This is a genomic window from Ohtaekwangia koreensis (genome assembly GCF_900167975.1).
Lineage (GTDB): Bacteria > Bacteroidota > Bacteroidia > Cytophagales > Cyclobacteriaceae > Ohtaekwangia > Ohtaekwangia koreensis.
In genome coordinates, this window is sequence record NZ_FUZU01000001.1 from 1,862,489 (window position 1) to 1,880,435 (window position 17,947).

The 17,947-nt window shown below is 43.4% G+C and carries 14 protein-coding genes; 9 read left to right on the forward strand and 5 right to left on the reverse strand.

The window, feature by feature from the left end; translation table 11 throughout:
- Positions 1 to 98: 98 nt before the first annotated feature.
- From B5Y40_RS07735 to B5Y40_RS07750, 4 genes are all read right to left on the reverse strand, one after another.
- Entirely contained in the window at positions 99 to 3,725 is a 3,627-nt protein-coding gene (locus B5Y40_RS07735) for a M1 family aminopeptidase (protein ID WP_079686105.1), read from the reverse strand.
- 22 nt (positions 3,726 to 3,747) lie between these two features.
- The gene (locus B5Y40_RS07740) at positions 3,748 to 4,635 is read right to left on the reverse strand and encodes an ABC transporter ATP-binding protein (protein ID WP_079686106.1); all 888 of its coding nucleotides are present in this window, start codon (positions 4,633 to 4,635) and stop codon (positions 3,748 to 3,750) included.
- Positions 4,636 to 4,862: 227 nt separating this feature from the next.
- A complete protein-coding gene (leuS, locus tag B5Y40_RS07745; protein ID WP_079686108.1) occupies positions 4,863 to 7,667 on the reverse strand; it encodes a leucine--tRNA ligase in 2,805 nt (934 codons plus the stop codon).
- Positions 7,668 to 7,738: 71 nt separating this feature from the next.
- A complete protein-coding gene (locus tag B5Y40_RS07750; RefSeq protein WP_079686110.1) occupies positions 7,739 to 8,614 on the reverse strand; it encodes a LysR family transcriptional regulator in 876 nt (291 codons plus the stop codon).
- A gap of 141 nt (positions 8,615 to 8,755) precedes the next feature.
- On the opposite strand from B5Y40_RS07750, the gene B5Y40_RS07755 reads away from it, so the two are divergent.
- The 8 genes from B5Y40_RS07755 to B5Y40_RS07790 all read left to right on the forward strand — a co-directional run bounded on the left by B5Y40_RS07755 (position 8,756) and on the right by B5Y40_RS07790 (position 16,448).
- Entirely contained in the window at positions 8,756 to 9,760 is a 1,005-nt protein-coding gene (locus tag B5Y40_RS07755; protein WP_079686111.1) for a zinc-dependent alcohol dehydrogenase family protein, read from the forward strand.
- Between the two features lie 136 nt (positions 9,761 to 9,896).
- Positions 9,897 to 10,694, forward strand: coding sequence for an alpha/beta hydrolase (locus B5Y40_RS07760; protein ID WP_079687116.1), 798 nt, complete (start codon positions 9,897 to 9,899; stop codon positions 10,692 to 10,694).
- Between the two features lie 121 nt (positions 10,695 to 10,815).
- Positions 10,816 to 12,969 (forward strand): TonB-dependent receptor, encoded by a 2,154-nt coding sequence (locus B5Y40_RS07765; RefSeq protein WP_079686112.1) that lies wholly within the window; start codon positions 10,816 to 10,818, stop codon positions 12,967 to 12,969.
- Between the two features lie 66 nt (positions 12,970 to 13,035).
- Positions 13,036 to 13,689, forward strand: a complete 654-nt coding sequence (locus B5Y40_RS07770) for a tetratricopeptide repeat protein (protein ID WP_079686114.1) — start codon at positions 13,036 to 13,038, stop codon at positions 13,687 to 13,689.
- Between the two features lie 69 nt (positions 13,690 to 13,758).
- The gene (locus B5Y40_RS07775; protein WP_079686115.1) at positions 13,759 to 14,232 is read left to right on the forward strand and encodes a DoxX family protein; all 474 of its coding nucleotides are present in this window, start codon (positions 13,759 to 13,761) and stop codon (positions 14,230 to 14,232) included.
- A gap of 18 nt (positions 14,233 to 14,250) precedes the next feature.
- Positions 14,251 to 14,658, forward strand: coding sequence for a hypothetical protein (locus B5Y40_RS07780; protein ID WP_079686117.1), 408 nt, complete (start codon positions 14,251 to 14,253; stop codon positions 14,656 to 14,658).
- Between the two features lie 18 nt (positions 14,659 to 14,676).
- Positions 14,677 to 15,690, forward strand: coding sequence for a sensor histidine kinase (locus tag B5Y40_RS07785; protein WP_079686118.1), 1,014 nt, complete (start codon positions 14,677 to 14,679; stop codon positions 15,688 to 15,690).
- Positions 15,687 to 16,448 (forward strand): LytR/AlgR family response regulator transcription factor, encoded by a 762-nt coding sequence (locus tag B5Y40_RS07790; protein ID WP_079686120.1) that lies wholly within the window; start codon positions 15,687 to 15,689, stop codon positions 16,446 to 16,448. Before B5Y40_RS07785 ends, B5Y40_RS07790 begins: the two co-directional genes overlap by 4 nt.
- 10 nt (positions 16,449 to 16,458) lie before the next feature.
- Here the strand turns inward: B5Y40_RS07790 and B5Y40_RS07795 are convergent, their stop codons facing one another.
- Entirely contained in the window at positions 16,459 to 16,863 is a 405-nt protein-coding gene (locus B5Y40_RS07795) for a response regulator (RefSeq protein WP_159453628.1), read from the reverse strand.
- Positions 16,864 to 17,001: 138 nt separating this feature from the next.
- Between B5Y40_RS07795 and B5Y40_RS07800 the strand changes: the two genes are divergently transcribed.
- Complete coding sequence (locus B5Y40_RS07800; RefSeq protein ID WP_143785651.1) at positions 17,002 to 17,892, forward strand: hypothetical protein; 891 nt, start codon at positions 17,002 to 17,004, stop codon at positions 17,890 to 17,892.
- Positions 17,893 to 17,947: the final 55 nt, after the last annotated feature.

The following is a 17,947-nucleotide window of genomic DNA, read 5'->3' on the forward strand; positions in this document are numbered from 1 at the left end:
AAAAAACAGATTGCTGGTCAACGGCATTGGTATAAATAGCAAGTACCAGGCTTGCTTAAACCTGGTACTATAGTTTGGAAGGTCGAAATGTTTAATGATTATTTTTCCTCAACGGTCTTCATGTTATCATCCGGAATCCGGTCGATAAGTTTATTGTACGGATCAATCCCGGCTTTAACAGGTTTACCTTGCACCACCAATTCAATAATGTGTTCACCTTCGCCGAGCCAATGCTTCTTGAGGTAAAGAGGCACCTTCTTAACCATGCCTTTGTCATTTTTTCCGTCTTCTGTAAAGATGCCGATATCAATGAGATCTTTTCCCGTGCCTTTACCGGTCTCTTTACCAAGACCATCATAATATAGCTTTCTTGTCTGTACCGTCATCGTTACCTTATACTGATTATCTTTTAAAGGCTCTGCTATAGCTTTCGTGATCCGGTTTTCATACAGCGCGATTTTCTCGAATGAATCTTCAATGAAGTATTTCAAGGAGTCGGGTGTGGCTTCCTGTATATAGCTATACCATTCCCGTGAAGTGGCGAAAGGGGGCTGCTGACGGAAGGCGGCAGTATCGATAAATTTTTTGAAGGCACTGTTCAACCGCGCTTCTCCAAGAAGATCTTGCAGCGAGTATAGGACGAGCGAACCCTTCTCATACCACACATAGGAACGTGAATCATTCTCCAGGAGCGTTTCTTCAAATTTATCTTCCCCTGCACGACCGCGCAGGTAACGGTCAAGACTATATTTCAATCGGTTCTGCATGCAGTCAACACCGTATTCATGTTGCAATACCATCAGCGAAGAATACTCTGCCATAGATTCCGAGATCTGGTTGGCACCGCGTGTGGCGGAAGGTGTTACCTGGTGCCCCCACCATTGATGTGCCACCTCATGTGCTGTAACATAAAATGTATAGTCAGTATCATCGGGATCGCTATTGTCGGCTACCCATCCAAAGCTTTCGGTATAGGGCACAGTATTGGGAAAGGACTGCGCGAAACCAGCGTACCGCGGGAACTCAAGTATACGCATCTGTTTATATTGGTAAGGCTTGAAGTTATCAGCGTAATAATCAAGCGAAGCCTTTACTGATTTTACATAGCGTTCAATATTATAGGTATGTGATGGATGATGGAAGATCTCGATGTTTACAACTTCACCATGCTTTCCCTTCCAGATGTCGCGATGTATAGCATAGCGGGCAGAAGATATATTAAAGAAGAGATCCATTTCTCCTTCCATTTTATAGTGATAATATTTCCGTCCATCCTTCATCCATTCTTTTTGAAGATACCCTGGCGCAACTGCAATCTGATCGGCATCGGTGCTGAGTGTAGCTTCGAACGTAACATAGTCAGCATCATCGTTGAATAAAAGATTACTCAATCCATGCGGATCAGTCTGCGGAGGAAGTGTATAGTCTTTCTTGGGTAATCCATATTTTTTCCGATCCTTGTCACTGTTAAGCGGATCACCCGGGTAACCAAACGAAGGAAATATACTCAGGTCGAAGAACGTACCGTTGTAAACGATCTGTCTGCCGAGACCACTATTCGGGAATCCTTTGTAGCGTGCATCCATGGTGATCTCCATTTTCATGGTATCGCCCGGTTGCATCGTGCGTGGCATTTTATAGATATAGAAGCGGTTGACTTCGTCCTCCAGGATCAACTTCAGATCGTCTCCATCGAGGGTAAGGTTTTCAATCGTGGTGTGATCTATAGGACTTCCTACATTCATAATCAGAGAATCGATTGGCTGCTTGCTCTTATTAACGATTGTAAATATACCGGATGATTTTGTTGTCCGGTCTTCCGGGAAAATGTCGATGTTTACTTTTACATCCGTGACTTTCGGCTGAACGGTAAACTCGAATTTTTTATAGCTCTTCTCGAAATCAGCGCCAATTTTTTTGCCCTCTTTTGCGGTGCGGTATACATTGAGGATGCTCACGTTGTAGTATATAAATATACCCGACCCAATCCAGAGTATGGTGAAGAATGTAAGTGCAGCAGCGGGGAACCCGTTGAAGCGTTCCTTTACCAATTGCCATCGTGTTGAGAAACTCGTTTCAGCGCCACGATTCCAGAATAAATTTCCGATGACCAGGAAAATCGATCCCAAACTTAGCCAGTATACATTGAACCACGTTATAGATTTCAGAAAATGCCCGAATCCATTCATGTCAGAGATCCGGTATTCCGGGATATAGCTATAGAAGAAAAGATTGTAATTCAATTCTGCAAAGTTCCGAAGGCCAAACAACGCGACCCATATCCCGATAGAGACTACGTGCCCGATGAATTTGTTGTTGATCAGAATGTGAACCAGAAATGCCAGCATGGCGAGCTGTAAATATTCCGGGAACTCGATCAGGTATAGATCCGTAAAGTACATTCCGAATTCGAAATTGAAATATCCTTTGATCACCTGGTTAAAGATACCGCATACCAGCACCAGATTTACCAGCACAAAACTGATTAATACCAGCGAAAGGAATTTGGAACCATATACAACCCAGTTCGGAATTGGTAACGCATCCGCGATGTTCGCATAGTTAACACTCTTGTCGCGGTGGACAACCTCTCCTGTATAGAATATAATGATGATGAAGACGAAGATTATATAGTTATAGTCTTTCACCTCCAGCATATAATACGTGAGCGGAAGAGAAGGCGTGCCGAATGTGGGAGATCCAAACCATCCATCCAGGAAGAGAAATAATACACCGGCCAGCAGTATGGCAATGAAGTAAAAATCTTTGATGATGTTATTGAACTCGAGCAGACCTAGCCTGAAAAGCTTGCGTAGGTATACACTTTGAGAATATACCTTCTGTACGATCGGTAGATCAGACAGCGATCGCCCTTTGCGTTCAACGGCTTCTTCATTTTTAATCTTGCCCGATGATATTTCCAGCATACTGCGGAATGAGAACCGGAAAAACGTGAATGCAAATAACAGCAAGCTGATGCCGATCCAGAGAATTCGATTCCAGAGGAAATTTCCTTCGAGGGGAATGAGCGTTACATTTTGTTCCGAAGGCGTCCAATACTTCGTAGCATTTATATAGGTTGTGAGCGCATAAGGGTCGAGTATATCTACCAGGTCTTTATTGTCGAGATCTTGTGTGAGCGCATTGGCAAGGAGATATCCTATAAACAGGATAACGCTTCCTACATACGTCACCACAATTTTACGAGTCAACGCCACCAGGGCGAAGAATACAGTTCCCGTAAAGAACAGGTTCGGGATATTTAGGACGAGGGTGTTGTATATATAGTGGTATAGTATAAACGGCCCAAATCGTTCAGGCTCCACTTCGCCTGTTAATACACCCAGCGGACCGCCAAGCCACGCACCAACATGATACCCGAAGCTGATGAAGATCAGGATCACGAACGACCCGAGGAACCGGCCCAGTAAATATGATTTTTCAGTGATCGGGTAGGTGAAGAAGTAATCCTTCGTGCGGTATTCAATATCCCGGTATACCGGAACGCCCATAACTGCAGAGGCAATCAACGTCTCAAAGATGCTGAGGATGATCATGAAGTAACCGATGGCATAGGCAGAGTTTACGAACACTTTCTCGGATGCCGGGCTATTGCCATATATACCACTGACGAATGCAAAAAGAAACAATACAAAAAAGTACGCATAGGTAGCAGGTCGTTTGAAACGATACCTTACCTCGAAAAGAAATATTTTCCAGAACATAGTATAGCAGGTAAGGTGTGAATTACATAGTAACGATGTCTGTCTTTTCAGCGATCTTCGAGAAGTATACATCTTCCAGCCCGGCTTCTACAGGTTTGAAGTCTTCATCCGGACGGATGTCGCTGAGTACATGGATCTGTGTTTTGCCTGCCTTGAGCTGCGTGGAGATAACCTGGAATGAATTACGGAATATGGTGAGTTCCGTTTTTTCAATGATCCTGCTCCATACTTTACCCTGCAAGGATTCAACGAGGTTGGCAGGATGTCCTTGTGCAATCACTTCTCCAAGACAAATGATGGCCATGTTGCTGCAGAGGTTTGTTACATCTTCCACAATGTGCGTGGAGAGTATAACAATTGTGTTCTCACCGATTTCACTTAACAGGTTATAAAAACGATTTCGTTCAGCCGGATCGAGACCAGCCGTGGGCTCATCTACTATAATAAGTTTAGGATTGCCGATGAGAGCCTGCGCTACACCAAAGCGTTGCTTCATGCCCCCTGAAAATGTTCCCAGGTTCTTATTCCGAAACTGAATCAGGTTTACTTTCTCCAGCAGGGTCTGTACAATTTCCTTGCGTTGTTTTTTATCTACTATACCTTTCAGATCAGCAATGTGATCGAGCATCGTCTCTGCCGTTACCCGTGGATATACCCCGAACTCCTGCGGGAGATAGCCCAGTATTTTTCTGACCTCATGTTTCTGATGGAGTACATCAAGATTGCCTAGTGTAATAGAGCCACTGCTCGCTTCCTGTAGTGTAGCGATGGTGCGCATCAGCGAAGATTTACCGGCACCATTTGGACCCAGTAATCCGAACATACCCTGGTTAATGGTGAGCGATACATTCTTCAATGCCTGCACGCCATTCGAGTAAGTCTTGGAAAGATTTTCAATAACAAGTTGCATGGGTAAGAGTTAGGTTATGAGTTATAGAGTTCTGGTGGCGGTTAATATTTTTTAAGATAGATACAACCCTGCAAACCTCCAACGGTTTGCACGACGATGAGCGTAACAATTTTGTTACAGATGCCGATGGTGGAAGCTGAAATATTTCAAATGATATTTCTGCAAGACAAGAAAAAAGCCTTCCCCTTTAGTGAGGAAGGCTTTTTGAAAAAGTATCGGTGTTGTTGTTATAACACGACATTCACGATTTTGCCCTGCACGATAATTACTTTCTTAGGAGCTTTGCCTTCAGTCCATTTTTGTACAGCTTCAGAAGCCATCACTAATTTCTCGATGTCTTCTTTCGGCATATCGAGCGCGAAGTTCATTTTCACACGAACTTTACCATTGATGGAGATAGGATATTCAAACGAACTTTCCACCAGGTATTGCTCATCATATTTCGGATATACCGCATTCAAAATGGAATCGCTATGACCAAGTTTTTCCCAAAGCTCTTCTGTAATGTGGGGTGCAAAAGGAGAGAGGGCAATTACCAACGGCTCCAGTATAGCACGCTTGTTACATTTCAGAGAACTCAGTTCATTGCAGCAGATCATGAACTCACTCACGGAAGTATTAAAAGAGAAACGGTCTATATCATCTTCAATCTTCTTGATGGTTTTGTGAAGGATTTTGAATTCTTCACGCGTTGGTTCAGTATCACTCACCGTGAAATTTTCATTCTTGTCATGGAAGAGATTCCAGAACCTTCTCAGGAATTTATATACTCCATCTATACCATTCGTGTTCCAGGGCTTGGATAATTCCAACGGGCCCAGAAACATCTCGTACATACGAAGTGTATCTGCACCGTAGTTCGTTACAATGTCATCCGGGTTAACAACGTTGTATTTGGACTTGGACATTTTTTCGATCTCTGTTCCGCAGATATACTTTCCATCTTCCAGTATAAATTCAGCGTTACTGAAATCATCTCTCCATTTCTTGAATCCTTCGATATCAAGCACGTCATTGTCTACAAGACTAACATCGGCATGAAGTGGCGTTACATCGTACTGTTTACGTAACCCATTTGATACAAATTTATGAGTACCGTTGATCCGATATACAAACTTCGACATCCCCTGAATATGCCCTTGGTTGATGAGCTTTTTGAAAGGCTCTTCAGCATCTACATATCCCAGATCTTTCAATGCCTTGCACCAGAAACGAGAGTATAGTAAATGCCCGGTAGCATGTTCTGATCCTCCCATATAGAGGTCTACATCTTTCCAGTAATTTATTTTTTCGCGGCTGGCAAATTCATTTTCATTTTTAGGATCCATATAGCGGAACCAGTACCAGCTCGAGCCAGCCCAGCCCGGCATGGTGGTTAATTCATACGCGTTGCCGTTATAGTTCCAGTCTTTCGCGCGCGCCAAAGGAGGCTCCCCGGTTTCAGTAGGTTTATACTGATCGATCTCCGGCAATGTAACCGGAAGGTCTTTATCCGTGACAAGCTTTGGTATACCTTTCTCGAAATATACCGGGAATGGTTCACCCCAATACCGTTGTCTGCCGAAGATGGCATCACGCATTCGGAAATTTACTTTCCGTATACCAATGCCCAATGTTTCAACTTTCTCCAAAGCTTTTTCAATCGCTTTGTTCCAGGATAAGCCATTCAGGAAATCGGAGTTGATCATCGTGCCGGACTTCGGCTCGAAGTTATCTTTCGTTATATCACTGGTTGGCCCTTCCAACACATCAATGATCGGGAGATTAAAATGTTTCGCGAAAGCGTAATCACGGGTATCGCTGGAAGGCACCGCCATAACAGCACCTGTACCATAGCCTGCCAATACATAGTCGGCAATCCACACCGGTACTTTAGCATTGTTAAACGGATTGATCACATACGCGCCTGTAAAGGCACCGGTGATTCGTTTCACTTCGCTCATGCGCTCGCGCTCACTGCGGTTCTTGGCTATATCTATATACCTGGTAACTTCTTCGCGCTGTTCTGGCGTTGTGATTTTATCTACTAACTCATGCTCCGGTGCAATCACCATGAAGCTCACACCGTAAATGGTATCGATGCGCGTTGTGAATACGCGTATGGATAAATCAGACTGCTGATTGTTGACTGCGCTCACTTTAAAATCCAATTCACAACCAACGCTTTTGCCGATCCAGTTGCGTTGCATCTCTCGTACAGGCTCCGGCCAATCTATAGTATCAAGTCCTTTGAGCAGGCGTTCAGCATACGCGGTGATGCGCATACTCCACTGCATCATCTTGATACGTTCTACCGGGTAGCCACCGCGTTCGCTCACACCATCTTTTACTTCATCGTTAGACAATACGGTGCCGAGTGCTGCGCACCAGTTCACCATCGTGTCGCTCAGGTAAGCGATGCGATATTTTTGTAAGAAATCCTCTTTGCCTTTTTCATCAAAGCTCTTCCATTGTTCTGCTGTAATTACAGGTGTATCTTCATCACAAACAGCACTGATATTTTTATTGCCGTTCTTTTCAAGTTCAGCGATGAGTATAGCGATAGGTTCTGTTTTTCCTTCGGGTCCTGATTTTTTATTATACCACGCATTGAACAACTGAGAAAAAATCCACTGTGTCCATTTATAGTATGCCGGGTCACTGGTTTGAACTTCACGATCCCAATCGTAGGAGAATCCGATTTGTCGTAACTGACGTTTATAGGTCTCTATATTTTTAGCCGTGGTAACAGCAGGATGCTGACCTGTTTGAATAGCATATTGTTCAGCAGGCAATCCAAAGGCATCGAACCCCATCGGGTGCAATACATTAAATCCTTTCACACGCTTGTAGCGTGAAACTATATCTGAAGCAATATAACCCAGTGGATGTCCTACGTGGAGTCCCGCTCCGGACGGATACGGGAACATATCCAAAACATAATATTTAGGTTTCGAGGTATCGTCCTTTACTTTGTAAACGCCATCCGCGGCCCATTTATCCTGCCACTTCTTTTCAATGCGTTTGATCTCGTCTTTGCTGTAATCGGCCATGTTGTAATTCGTTCTGTTAGGCGAGCCGCAAAAATAAGCCTTTTATGAAAATTACGGGCTTGAATCAATCGCTACGACAGACTTTTTTGAAAGGCTTCCATCATTGTTTTCAATGTACGGCTGTTTTTATTCCGCTTTCGCAGAATACCAACCGGCACCGCGTCTAAAGAATCCAGTGGTTTAAACGAAACATGCGGATATTCTTCGTGAAGAGAAGCAGGAGCGAACGTAAGACCCAGCCCCTGATGTACCAGCAGCACGCGGGTTCTGGGTGATGAGAGTTCACTGATGATGTTGGGTTCCTGTCCATTAAATTTTAATTGTTGCATCACAGCATCGTGAAACCACGGCTGATCCTGGCGCTTGTATAAAATAAAAGGCTGGTCCTTTAAATCTTCGCGTGATATTTTTTTTCGTTTAGCCAGCGCATGATTCGCGGGCAGCACAACATGATACGCTTCCTCTGCTATAGCATTCCACTCCAAAGCATCTTCCTGCACCGGGCCATATACCAGTGCGAGATCAACCATATTTTCTTTTACATGATGAATCAATGTAGCCGTACAGTGCTCTGCGATCGTCACCTGTATATCCGGGTATATCTTTTGAAATAACTGCATTGCTTTCGCGATACGTTGCGGACGAATGCCCGGTACCAATCCCAATATTAACTTACCCGTCTTCTTCTCCCGAATAGACCGGATGCGTTCTTCTGCTTCTTCTACCTTCTCAAAAATCTCAAGTGTATACTGGTATAGTATCTTGCCTGCATCGGTAAGTTCATTTCCTTTCTTGAGTCGGTGAAAGAGCGATGTCTCCAATGACTCTTCCAGTTCCTTGATCTGCTGGCTAAGCGGAGGTTGTGAAATGTTCAGGCGTGCAGCCGCTTTGCGGAAGTTCAATTCTTCCGCCAGTACTTTAAAATACCGAAGATGTTTCAGGTCCATGATTCTTTTAACGTATCACCGTGATAGCAAGATCGAATGAGTGATCCGATTCCTGCGCAAGGCTTTCACCGTTATTTGTACAGTAACAAATAAACACATCCACCCGGATAAACTCACACTACAGATCAATCTATTTATACTATGAAAGCATTACAATTAACAACGCCCGGTTCCCTGCAGGGAATAGAATGGAAAGAAACACCAATGCCCGCTATAGGTGATTACGATGTGCTGGTACGCATCAAAGCTACTGCGATCAATTATCGTGACTACGCTTTTATTACGGGTCGCTATCCGCTTGTGAAACCACTACCCGTAATTCTTGGATCGGATGCGGTCGGTATTGTTGAACGTACAGGAAGTAAAGTAACACGTTTTGCTACTGGCGATACCGTGATCAGCTTGTTGCGTCAGCGTTGGTATGGAGGAAAGTTTGATGCCTATAAGGCTTCACTGCAATTGGGAGCATCGGTTGATGGTGTTTTTTCGGAGTACACTTCCTTTCATGAACAGAGTTTGGCCAAGGCACCGACTACACTTTCATTGGAGGAAGCGGCCACTGTTCCAACGGCCGGGCTAACAGCTTTTCGGGTGCTCACACAATCCGGCATTCAGCCTGGCGATTCAATATTGATCCAGGGAACAGGTGGTGTATCGCTATATGCACTGCAACTGGCCAAGCGCATGGGCTTTCAAACCATCGTAACGACTGGGAAAACTGAGAATGAAGAATTTTTAAAACAGCTTGGCGCGGATAAAATCATCAACTATAAAACAACGCCAGACTGGTATAAGCAGGTTCTTGATCTGACACAAGGACGTGGTGTCGATCTGGTGATCGATGTGGCCGGAGGTACTTCGGTGCAGCAGTCTGTTTTTGCAACGGCTATAAATGGCCAGGTGGCGTTGATCGGATTTTTAGAAGATACACAAACATCGATAGACCTTGTGAGTGTAATCAGACGAAACATCACCTTGCGTGCCTATACAACAGGCAGTCGTGAAGACCTTGAACAGTTTGTTAAATTTTTGGAAGTTAATCCTGTACGACCGGTGATTGCAGGTATATATAACGACTATATGACGGCCTTTAAAGTTTTTGAAGGGAATAAAACTCCGGGCAAGATCATCGTAACGATACCTTGAGCTTCCCGGTTGAAGAATGGGAAGTTACAGTTCATCAGGGATGTTCTACAGTTCAGTAAAGCCTTTTTGAAGAAGCGGGATGGAAGGTGAATTTTTGGTTCATAATTCACATGACCAAAACAAAATCACATCCCATATGAAATCATTCGCTTTGCTTCTGCTGGTAACATTCCTGAACTTTTCTTTTGCGTTCGCGCAGTTCGATGATAAATTTTACTATCCGGTTACCGCCTGGAAACCGATGGAAGGTATATCATTTGAAGAAGTTACCCTCACCACGGATACCGTAAAGCTCAGTGGAATTTTCCTGAAACCTGTCGGTACTCCCAAAGCCACTATATTATTTTTGCATGGAGCCGGTGGTAATGTTACCAGCTATGCCTTCATGACCAAGCCGTTAGTAGATAAAGGCTTCCAGGTTTTTATGATCGACTTTCGCGGATACGGTAAATCTACCGGCAAGCCGACTCACCTGAACATTGCCAGGGACGGACAATTTGTATTTGATTACCTCATCAGCCGTAAGGAAGTAAAAAATACAAAGCTGATCCTTTTCGGAGCTTCCATCGGCACGCAGATCGCAACCAAACTTGCCAAAGACAACGCTGATAAAGTTCAAGCACTCGTGCTGGATGGCCCCATGACTTCATTTACAGATATAGCCTTGGCCTATGCTCCGGCAGAACAACATGCTATGATCAAGCAATACCTGGTATCGCCTTATACTGCTAAAGAAGATATCAAATCAGTTGCTGCTCCCAAGCTGATCGTTCACAGCAAAGAAGACAAAGAAGTTCCCATCGCAGGTGCTGAGGTGGTATATAATAACGCTACCGGACAAAAAGAATTCTGGGTATATCAGGGTGGACACCTGGAGGCGATGAAAGTAAATCCGGATACCTATATATCCAAGATCGAAGCACTGCTAAAGTAATTTTTTTTCAGGATGAGCTTTTAACAGTTCGTCCTGATGGTTTTACAGTTCAGTAACTCATTTTTTAAAAAGCTCTTCACTCCGCCAATCTTTACCCTGTAATCGAATATAAGATCCCTCTATGAAAATACTCTACAGCATTCTGTTAACATTCATCGCACTCACGGGCTATGCGCAAACTAAAATTTCCGGCAAGGTTGTGGACGAACGTGGTGCCGGTATACCATTGGCCAATGTAATCCTGGTCGATACCTATGATGGCACAAGCTCCGATACGGAAGGTAACTTTGAGTTCACGACTACAGAAACCGGCACCAAAATTCTGCTTGTGAAATTTGTAGGCTATAAAGACTCCCAGCATGAAGTAGTGCTTGAAGGCAAGCCGGTTACTGTCACTGTTCAGCTGGAAGAAATGATCAATGAGCTTGAAGCGGTTATGATCACAGCCGGAGCGTTTGCCGCCAGTGATGAATCGCGAAGAACTGTTTTCAAAGCGGTAGATATAGCCACCACAGCAGGCGCTACTGCAGATATAGCAGGTGCCTTGAATACATTGCCAGGTACACAAAAAGTAGGCGAGAGCGGAAGACTGTTTGTGCGCGGAGGCGATGGCACAGAAGCAAAGACCTTCATTGATGGTTTGCTTGTGCTCGATGCTTATAGTCCTTCTGCACCCAACACACCTTCACGTGGTCGTTTTCTGCCATTTATGTTTAAGGGTACAAGCTTTAGTACCGGTGGATATTCTGCAGAATACGGGCAGGCTCTTTCATCCGCGCTGGCGTTGGATTCAAAAGATAAAGCGGAGATGACGCGCACAGATATAGGTATACTTTCTGTAGGTGGTGACATCACGCATACACAGGCGTGGGAGCGCGGTTCGATTATCGGCAAGATTCAGTATACCAATATTCGTCCATACTTCGGGCTGATCAACCAGGAGATCGATTGGGAGAAGCCTCCGGTTTCGATCGAGGGAAGCGGTGCCTTCCGTCAACAGGTTGGTAAAGATGGAATGTTGAAAGTATATGGAAATTTCAATCACGCCAATTACTCTATATACCAGCATAGCATCGATGACTATAATTCAAAATTTCTCTATGACCTCACCAATAATTATCGTTACCTCAACGGATTTTATAAAGAAGCATTGAACGACAACTGGATCGTGCGGGGCGGTGTATCTTATACGTATCAGGAGAATGACGCGATGGTAGATGACGATAATATTGTAGAAACAGAAAAGGGTGTTCATGCAAAAACAGTTTTTGAAGGATCGTTGTCCGATAAAGTAGAATTGAAAACAGGAGTGGAGCTGATTCAACGGACGTACAATCAGCAGTTCACGTTTGATGATGGCAGTAACCTGACCCGTGCCTTTGATGAAGTGATCGCTGCCGGGTTTGCAGAAGCCGATATATATACCAGCAACAAGTTTGTCACCCGGGCCGGAGCACGTTTCGAATACAACAACTTAATGGATCAGTTCTCAGTTGATCCACGTATTTCACTGGCCTATAAAACAGGGACGTCAAGCCAGGTGTCATTTGCTTATGGTAAATTTCGCCAGACTGCTAAAAATGAACTCGTGCGTGTAAACACCACGTTGGATCCTGAGAAAGCCGAGCATTTTATTCTGAACTACCAGCGGATCGAAAACAATCGCACGTTTCGCATTGAGACTTACTATAAAAAGTATGATGACCTCGTGAAGTATGTAAATAACGATGCATCTATACTAAATAACGCTGGTAACGGATATGCGAAAGGAATTGAATTGTTCTGGCGCGATAACCGCTCGCTGCGCAATACGGACTATTGGATCTCGTACTCGTTTCTCGATACCAAACGCGACTATCTGAACTATCCATACAAAGCAACCCCTACATTTGCTTCGAAGCATAATTTCTCTGCAGTATATAAATACTTTGTACAAGCCATCAATAGCCAATTAGGATTTACCTATTCCTATACCTCAGGCCGTCCGTACAATAATCCCAATGCCGGTAAATTTAATAACGGCAAGACACCAGTATATAGCGACCTGAGTTTTAACTGGAGTTACCTGCCCAAACCGTATCTGATCGTTTACCTGTCGTGTACCAATTTATTGGGCAGAGATAACATCTTCGGTTACGAATATAGCACGGAACAAAACGCGAACGGTATATACAACAGCCGTCCCGTTCGCCAGGCTGCACCACGATTTCTTTTCCTGGGCATCTTCATTACGCTATCAAAAGATAAATCGGTGAATCAATTGCCGAGCCTGTAACAGCATCGGTGCAAATCATATAGTATATCCTTTAAACGATCCTTAAAATTTAAAACAACCTAAAAAATGAAAACATTAAACATCATCCCGGTTCTGATTGCGGTAGTGATTATCCTATTGTCCAATGCTGTATTTGCCAATGACGATAAGTACACGGAGGCCATGCAAAAGAATATACAAGCGGTATATACAGCGCAAAGCATCCCCGATTATCAAACTGCTGTCAATGCCTTTGAGCGTATCGGAGCAGCGGAGAAAACAAAATGGGAGCCATTCTATTATGCATCCTTCGGCTATATCATGATGAGCAATCAGGAAAAAGATGGCGCGAAGAAAGATGCGTACCTCGACCAGGCTACCACAGCGTTGAGTAAGGCGAAAGAGATTGTTCCAAATGAATCTGAAGTTATAGCACTTGAAGGTTTTATATATATGATTCGTGTTTCTGTAGACCCGGCATCACGAGGTCAGCAATTTGCAGGGCTTTCCATACAGGTTCTGAATAAAGCTGTTGAGATCAATCCTAATAATCCGCGCGCCCTGGCATTGTTAGCACAAATGCAATATGGCACAGCCCAGTTCTTTGGCTCCTCTACAGCAGAGGCATGCGCAACCGCGAACAATGCAATAGAGAAATTTACTACATTCAAATCCGAAAATCCGCTCGCGCCACAGTGGGGAAAACAAATGGCAGACGGGATGAAGGGGAAATGTAAATAAGCAGCCTCATCATTCAAGGCTCCAAAACTATATATAGCGATCAATGTTGGTATCCAATTTTTATAGACTATGGCACCTTTAATTGTATTGATTGGTTCGTATTTTTTGTTCTGGTTGGGTAACCGGTATATCGTCAAGGGGAAATTCTCCATGAGTATTATCGGGCGGGTTTCCCTGGCGTTGATGTTGATGATGACCGGCTCTGCGCATTTCTTTAAAACCGAAGTAATGATGCAATCAATGCCGGATTTCTTCCCTTATAAAGAGGGACTGGTATATTTTACGGGTGTTGTTGAATTACTGGCAGCGGTTGGTTTGGTGATAGATCGCACGGCTAAATTTACCAGTATCATGCTGATCATTTTCTTAGTATGCATTTTGCCTGCGAACATCATTGGCTCTCTGAAACGGGTAGAACTGGGAGGGATGGAGAACGGACCTATATACTTGTTCTTTCGCGTACCACTTCAGCTGTTCTTTATCTGGTGGACTTACTTCTTCGGAATACGGTTAGAGGCTAAAGGCTCGAAACTCAAAGCTTAATTTATAAACATTTATAGTATGACAGCCGAATCAAAATTGATGTGTGGAGTGATTCTGATTACGATTCCCTCCATAGAGTATGGAGGATATTTTTTGTTGAATGTATTGTCGGGCAATCTCAGGAAAGTTGAGCTTAATGGCTTTCAGAAAGCGATGTTCCGGGCAGGCCATGCGCATGCAGGTGTTATCGTCATCTTGTCGTTGATCTGTCAATTGCTGGCAGACCATACAGCCCTACCGTTGCAACTCACCTGGTTTGCAAGAGCATCCGTTCCAACGTCAGCGTTGCTGATCTCGGGAGGATTTTTCTTTTCAGCGATGGACAAAGATGCCACGCGACCGAATAAACTCATTGCTTTAATTTACTTCGGCGCGTTGCTATTGGCAGCAGGTCTTATTACGTTAGGGGTTGGGTTACTATTATAAAGTAACGCACGCATTGCTATGGCCATCAACCGGAGTCTGGTTATTAAGGAAATGAAAAGTGTTGTTGTTCTGATCATCCTCGGGATGCTGTTTGCATGGACAGGGTTGGGATGTAATGAATGCACTTTTAATTCACCACGTTTCTGGAAGATTGGTTCATTGAATGCTTTGATGTGGGTAGCGCTTTGGAAAGGCAATTCCTATTTAGCCGATTTTATATCCTGGAAATGGTCGTGGATTAAATTTCCAATGACGCGCTTTGTAGTTGGGCTCGTTGTTACAATTATATACTCGTTGGCCGCTATGTATGGCATCATCGCTTTGTACTCGTGGAGCATGAAAGTAGCCATAAACTATAGCACCGGGTACTCTATTCTTATTACGATTATAATTTCCTTGTTTATGCACGGAAGAGAATTTTTAATTAACTGGCGCCAGGTCGCCATTGATGCGGAGCGCCTGCAGAAGGAAAATATAGCAGCACACTATGAAAGTCTGAAGAGTCAGATCAATCCTCACTTTCTGTTTAATACATTGAATGTACTCACCAATGTAGTATATGAAGATCAGGATAAAGCTGCCAAGTTCATTAAGCAACTTTCAGAAGTATACCGTTATGTGTTGGACACACGCGACCGCGAAGTTGTGCCGCTGGAAGAAGAGCTGAAGTTTCTGTCGTCTTATTTATTCTTGCAACAGATACGGTTTGCCGATAAGCTTAAACTTAATATTCAGCTGGAAGGCGTGAAAAGTATGGTGGCTCCGCTTGTATTGCAAATGCTGATTGAAAATGCGATCAAACATAATATAGTTTCAGAAGAAAATCCGCTTGCCATCAGCGTATATACTTCCGGTAATTTTATTGTGGTGGAAAATAATCTGCAAAAGAAAATGGGGTTCAATGACGATTCAACAGGTATAGGTCTTAATAACATTTGCAAGCGATATGAATTTTTGAGCAACACAAAAGTAGAGGTCATTCAAAATGAAAAATTTATAGTGAAGCTTCCTGTTATTCCCGTTCAAGCATGAATGTACTGATAGTAGAGGACGAGCCGCAGGCAGCACAACGGTTGGAGACGCTTGTAAAAAGCATGGAACCATCGGTGACTATAGTAAATAAGATTGACACCGTGAAGCGGGCAGTACACTGGTTGCAGAACAACCCGGCTCCTGACTTGATCTTTATGGACATCCAACTGGCGGATGGTATCAGCTTTATGATCTTTGAGCAATGTACCATTAAGTCACCTGTAATTTTTACGACAGCCTATGATGAATACGCGTTGAAAGCCTTCAAGGTAAACAGCATCGATTATATACTGAAGCCAGTGGACAAGGATGAACTCGCTGCTGCCTTTGTAAAGTTCAAGACGTTAACACGGCAGGAACCGGATACCAAATCGTTGCTCAGTAACATCGAGCAAACCATTCAGATGCTGACAAAAAAACATAAGTCACGTTTTGTCATCAAGGTAGGGGAGCATTTAAAAACTGTAGAGGTCGAAAATATACTTTACTTCTATAGCCAGGACAAGACTACATTTTGCTGCACATCAGATAATCGTAACCTGATCCTTGACTATACATTAGAGCAATTGGAAGAGATGCTGGATCCTGCACGGTTTTTCAGAATAAACCGGAAGTATTGCATCGCGGCCAACGCGATACAGGATATAATAAGCCATACCAACAGTCGGCTGAAGCTGGTTTTAAAAGGCTCGCAGGACAATGATATTATTGTAGCACGTGAACGCGTGCAGGAGTTTAAAGACTGGTTGGACAACTGAGTCTCGCTTACTAATTCTGATTGATCAGTTTTTTGAGATCTTCAATATCAGTTTGCTTCAACGGCTTGGTGATGTATTGGATCACATTCTTGTTTTCAAATACAAGGTCACGGTCTTTCATATTGTTTGAGCTTGTCAGCACAACGATCCGTGATTTTGATGTTACCTTTTCGGGTAGGTCCATGAATGTTTTCAGGAAAGAGAAGCCATCCGTTTCAGGCATGTTCAGGTCCAGGAAGATGATGTCTGGAGCAGGTTCGCCATTCATGTTTTTCAGCCAGTCAAGTGCTTCATTTGCTGACTTGTAGAGTACAAGTTGGTTCGAGAAGTTGTACACTTCGAGGAATCTCCGCTGAATGAACAGGTCGATATCGCTGTCGTCTATCAGGAGTGTTTTATCAACTAATCTTGCCATAACATTTTTACAATGTGCATAATTAAACTTACTAAAAAGTAACCGAAGGATGAAAAAATTACCTGCCATCCTTCAAAATTAATTTTCATACACATGAAAAATGTGTTAAACTTGGAACTCAAAACCTAAGCTTCACATATGAAATTGAATCGTCTCACTTACTTCTGTTTATGCGTAGTGCTGGCCGTTGGGTTAGCTTCATGCGGATCATCGTCCAGCGATAAAGATAAAAATGCTGCTGATTTTCAGGCAGCGGAGGATAGTCTTAAACAGCAAATAGAAGAAGTTGTTTATAATATACCTTCACCATCAGAAATTCCATACCTTCTTCAGGCAACGGGTGCAGAATTTAACGAGAGCCTCGTGAATTCCCGTACAAAAGTTGATCAGTATGCTTCCCGTACGGACAAGGCTGCTCTTAACTTGGGCGTTTATGCTGCTGATATCGGATACCTGACTTCATATGATAAGACACAGGAAGCAATCGATTATCTAAATGCTTGTAAGACACTGGCAGATAATTTAGGTGTGATCGGTTCTTTCGATGCTGAGATCCTTCAGAAATTTGAAGCTAACATTGGTAACAAGGATTCATTAACGCATTTGCTTGATAAGACTATTAAGAGAACTGAAAACTTCCTGAAAGATGATAGCCGTAACAAGCTTTCTTCACTGGTAGTTGCCGGTAGCTTTATCGAAGGCCTATATATATCAACAGGCCTTATCAAGACTTATCCTAAAAATCTGTTACCGGAAGATAACCGTATCCAGGTGTTAACGCCACTGATGCGCATTATACTTCAGCAGAAGAAATCGGTAAGCGAGTTGCTGAAAATGTTACAGACTGTTGAACAGACTGAGCCAGTAACAACATTAGTTGCCGATCTTACTGCACTTGAAAAAGCATATGCTTCATTGAATATAGAAGAGCAGATCAAGAATAATCGCGGAGATCTTGTATTATCTGACAAGAACCTTGAAGAAGTAACAAAGGTAGTAGAGAAGCTTCGTAAAAACATTACCGAATAAGCTTACCATTTATGTAAGAAATATTGAAAAGGACTGGTTCACAAAGCCAGTCCTT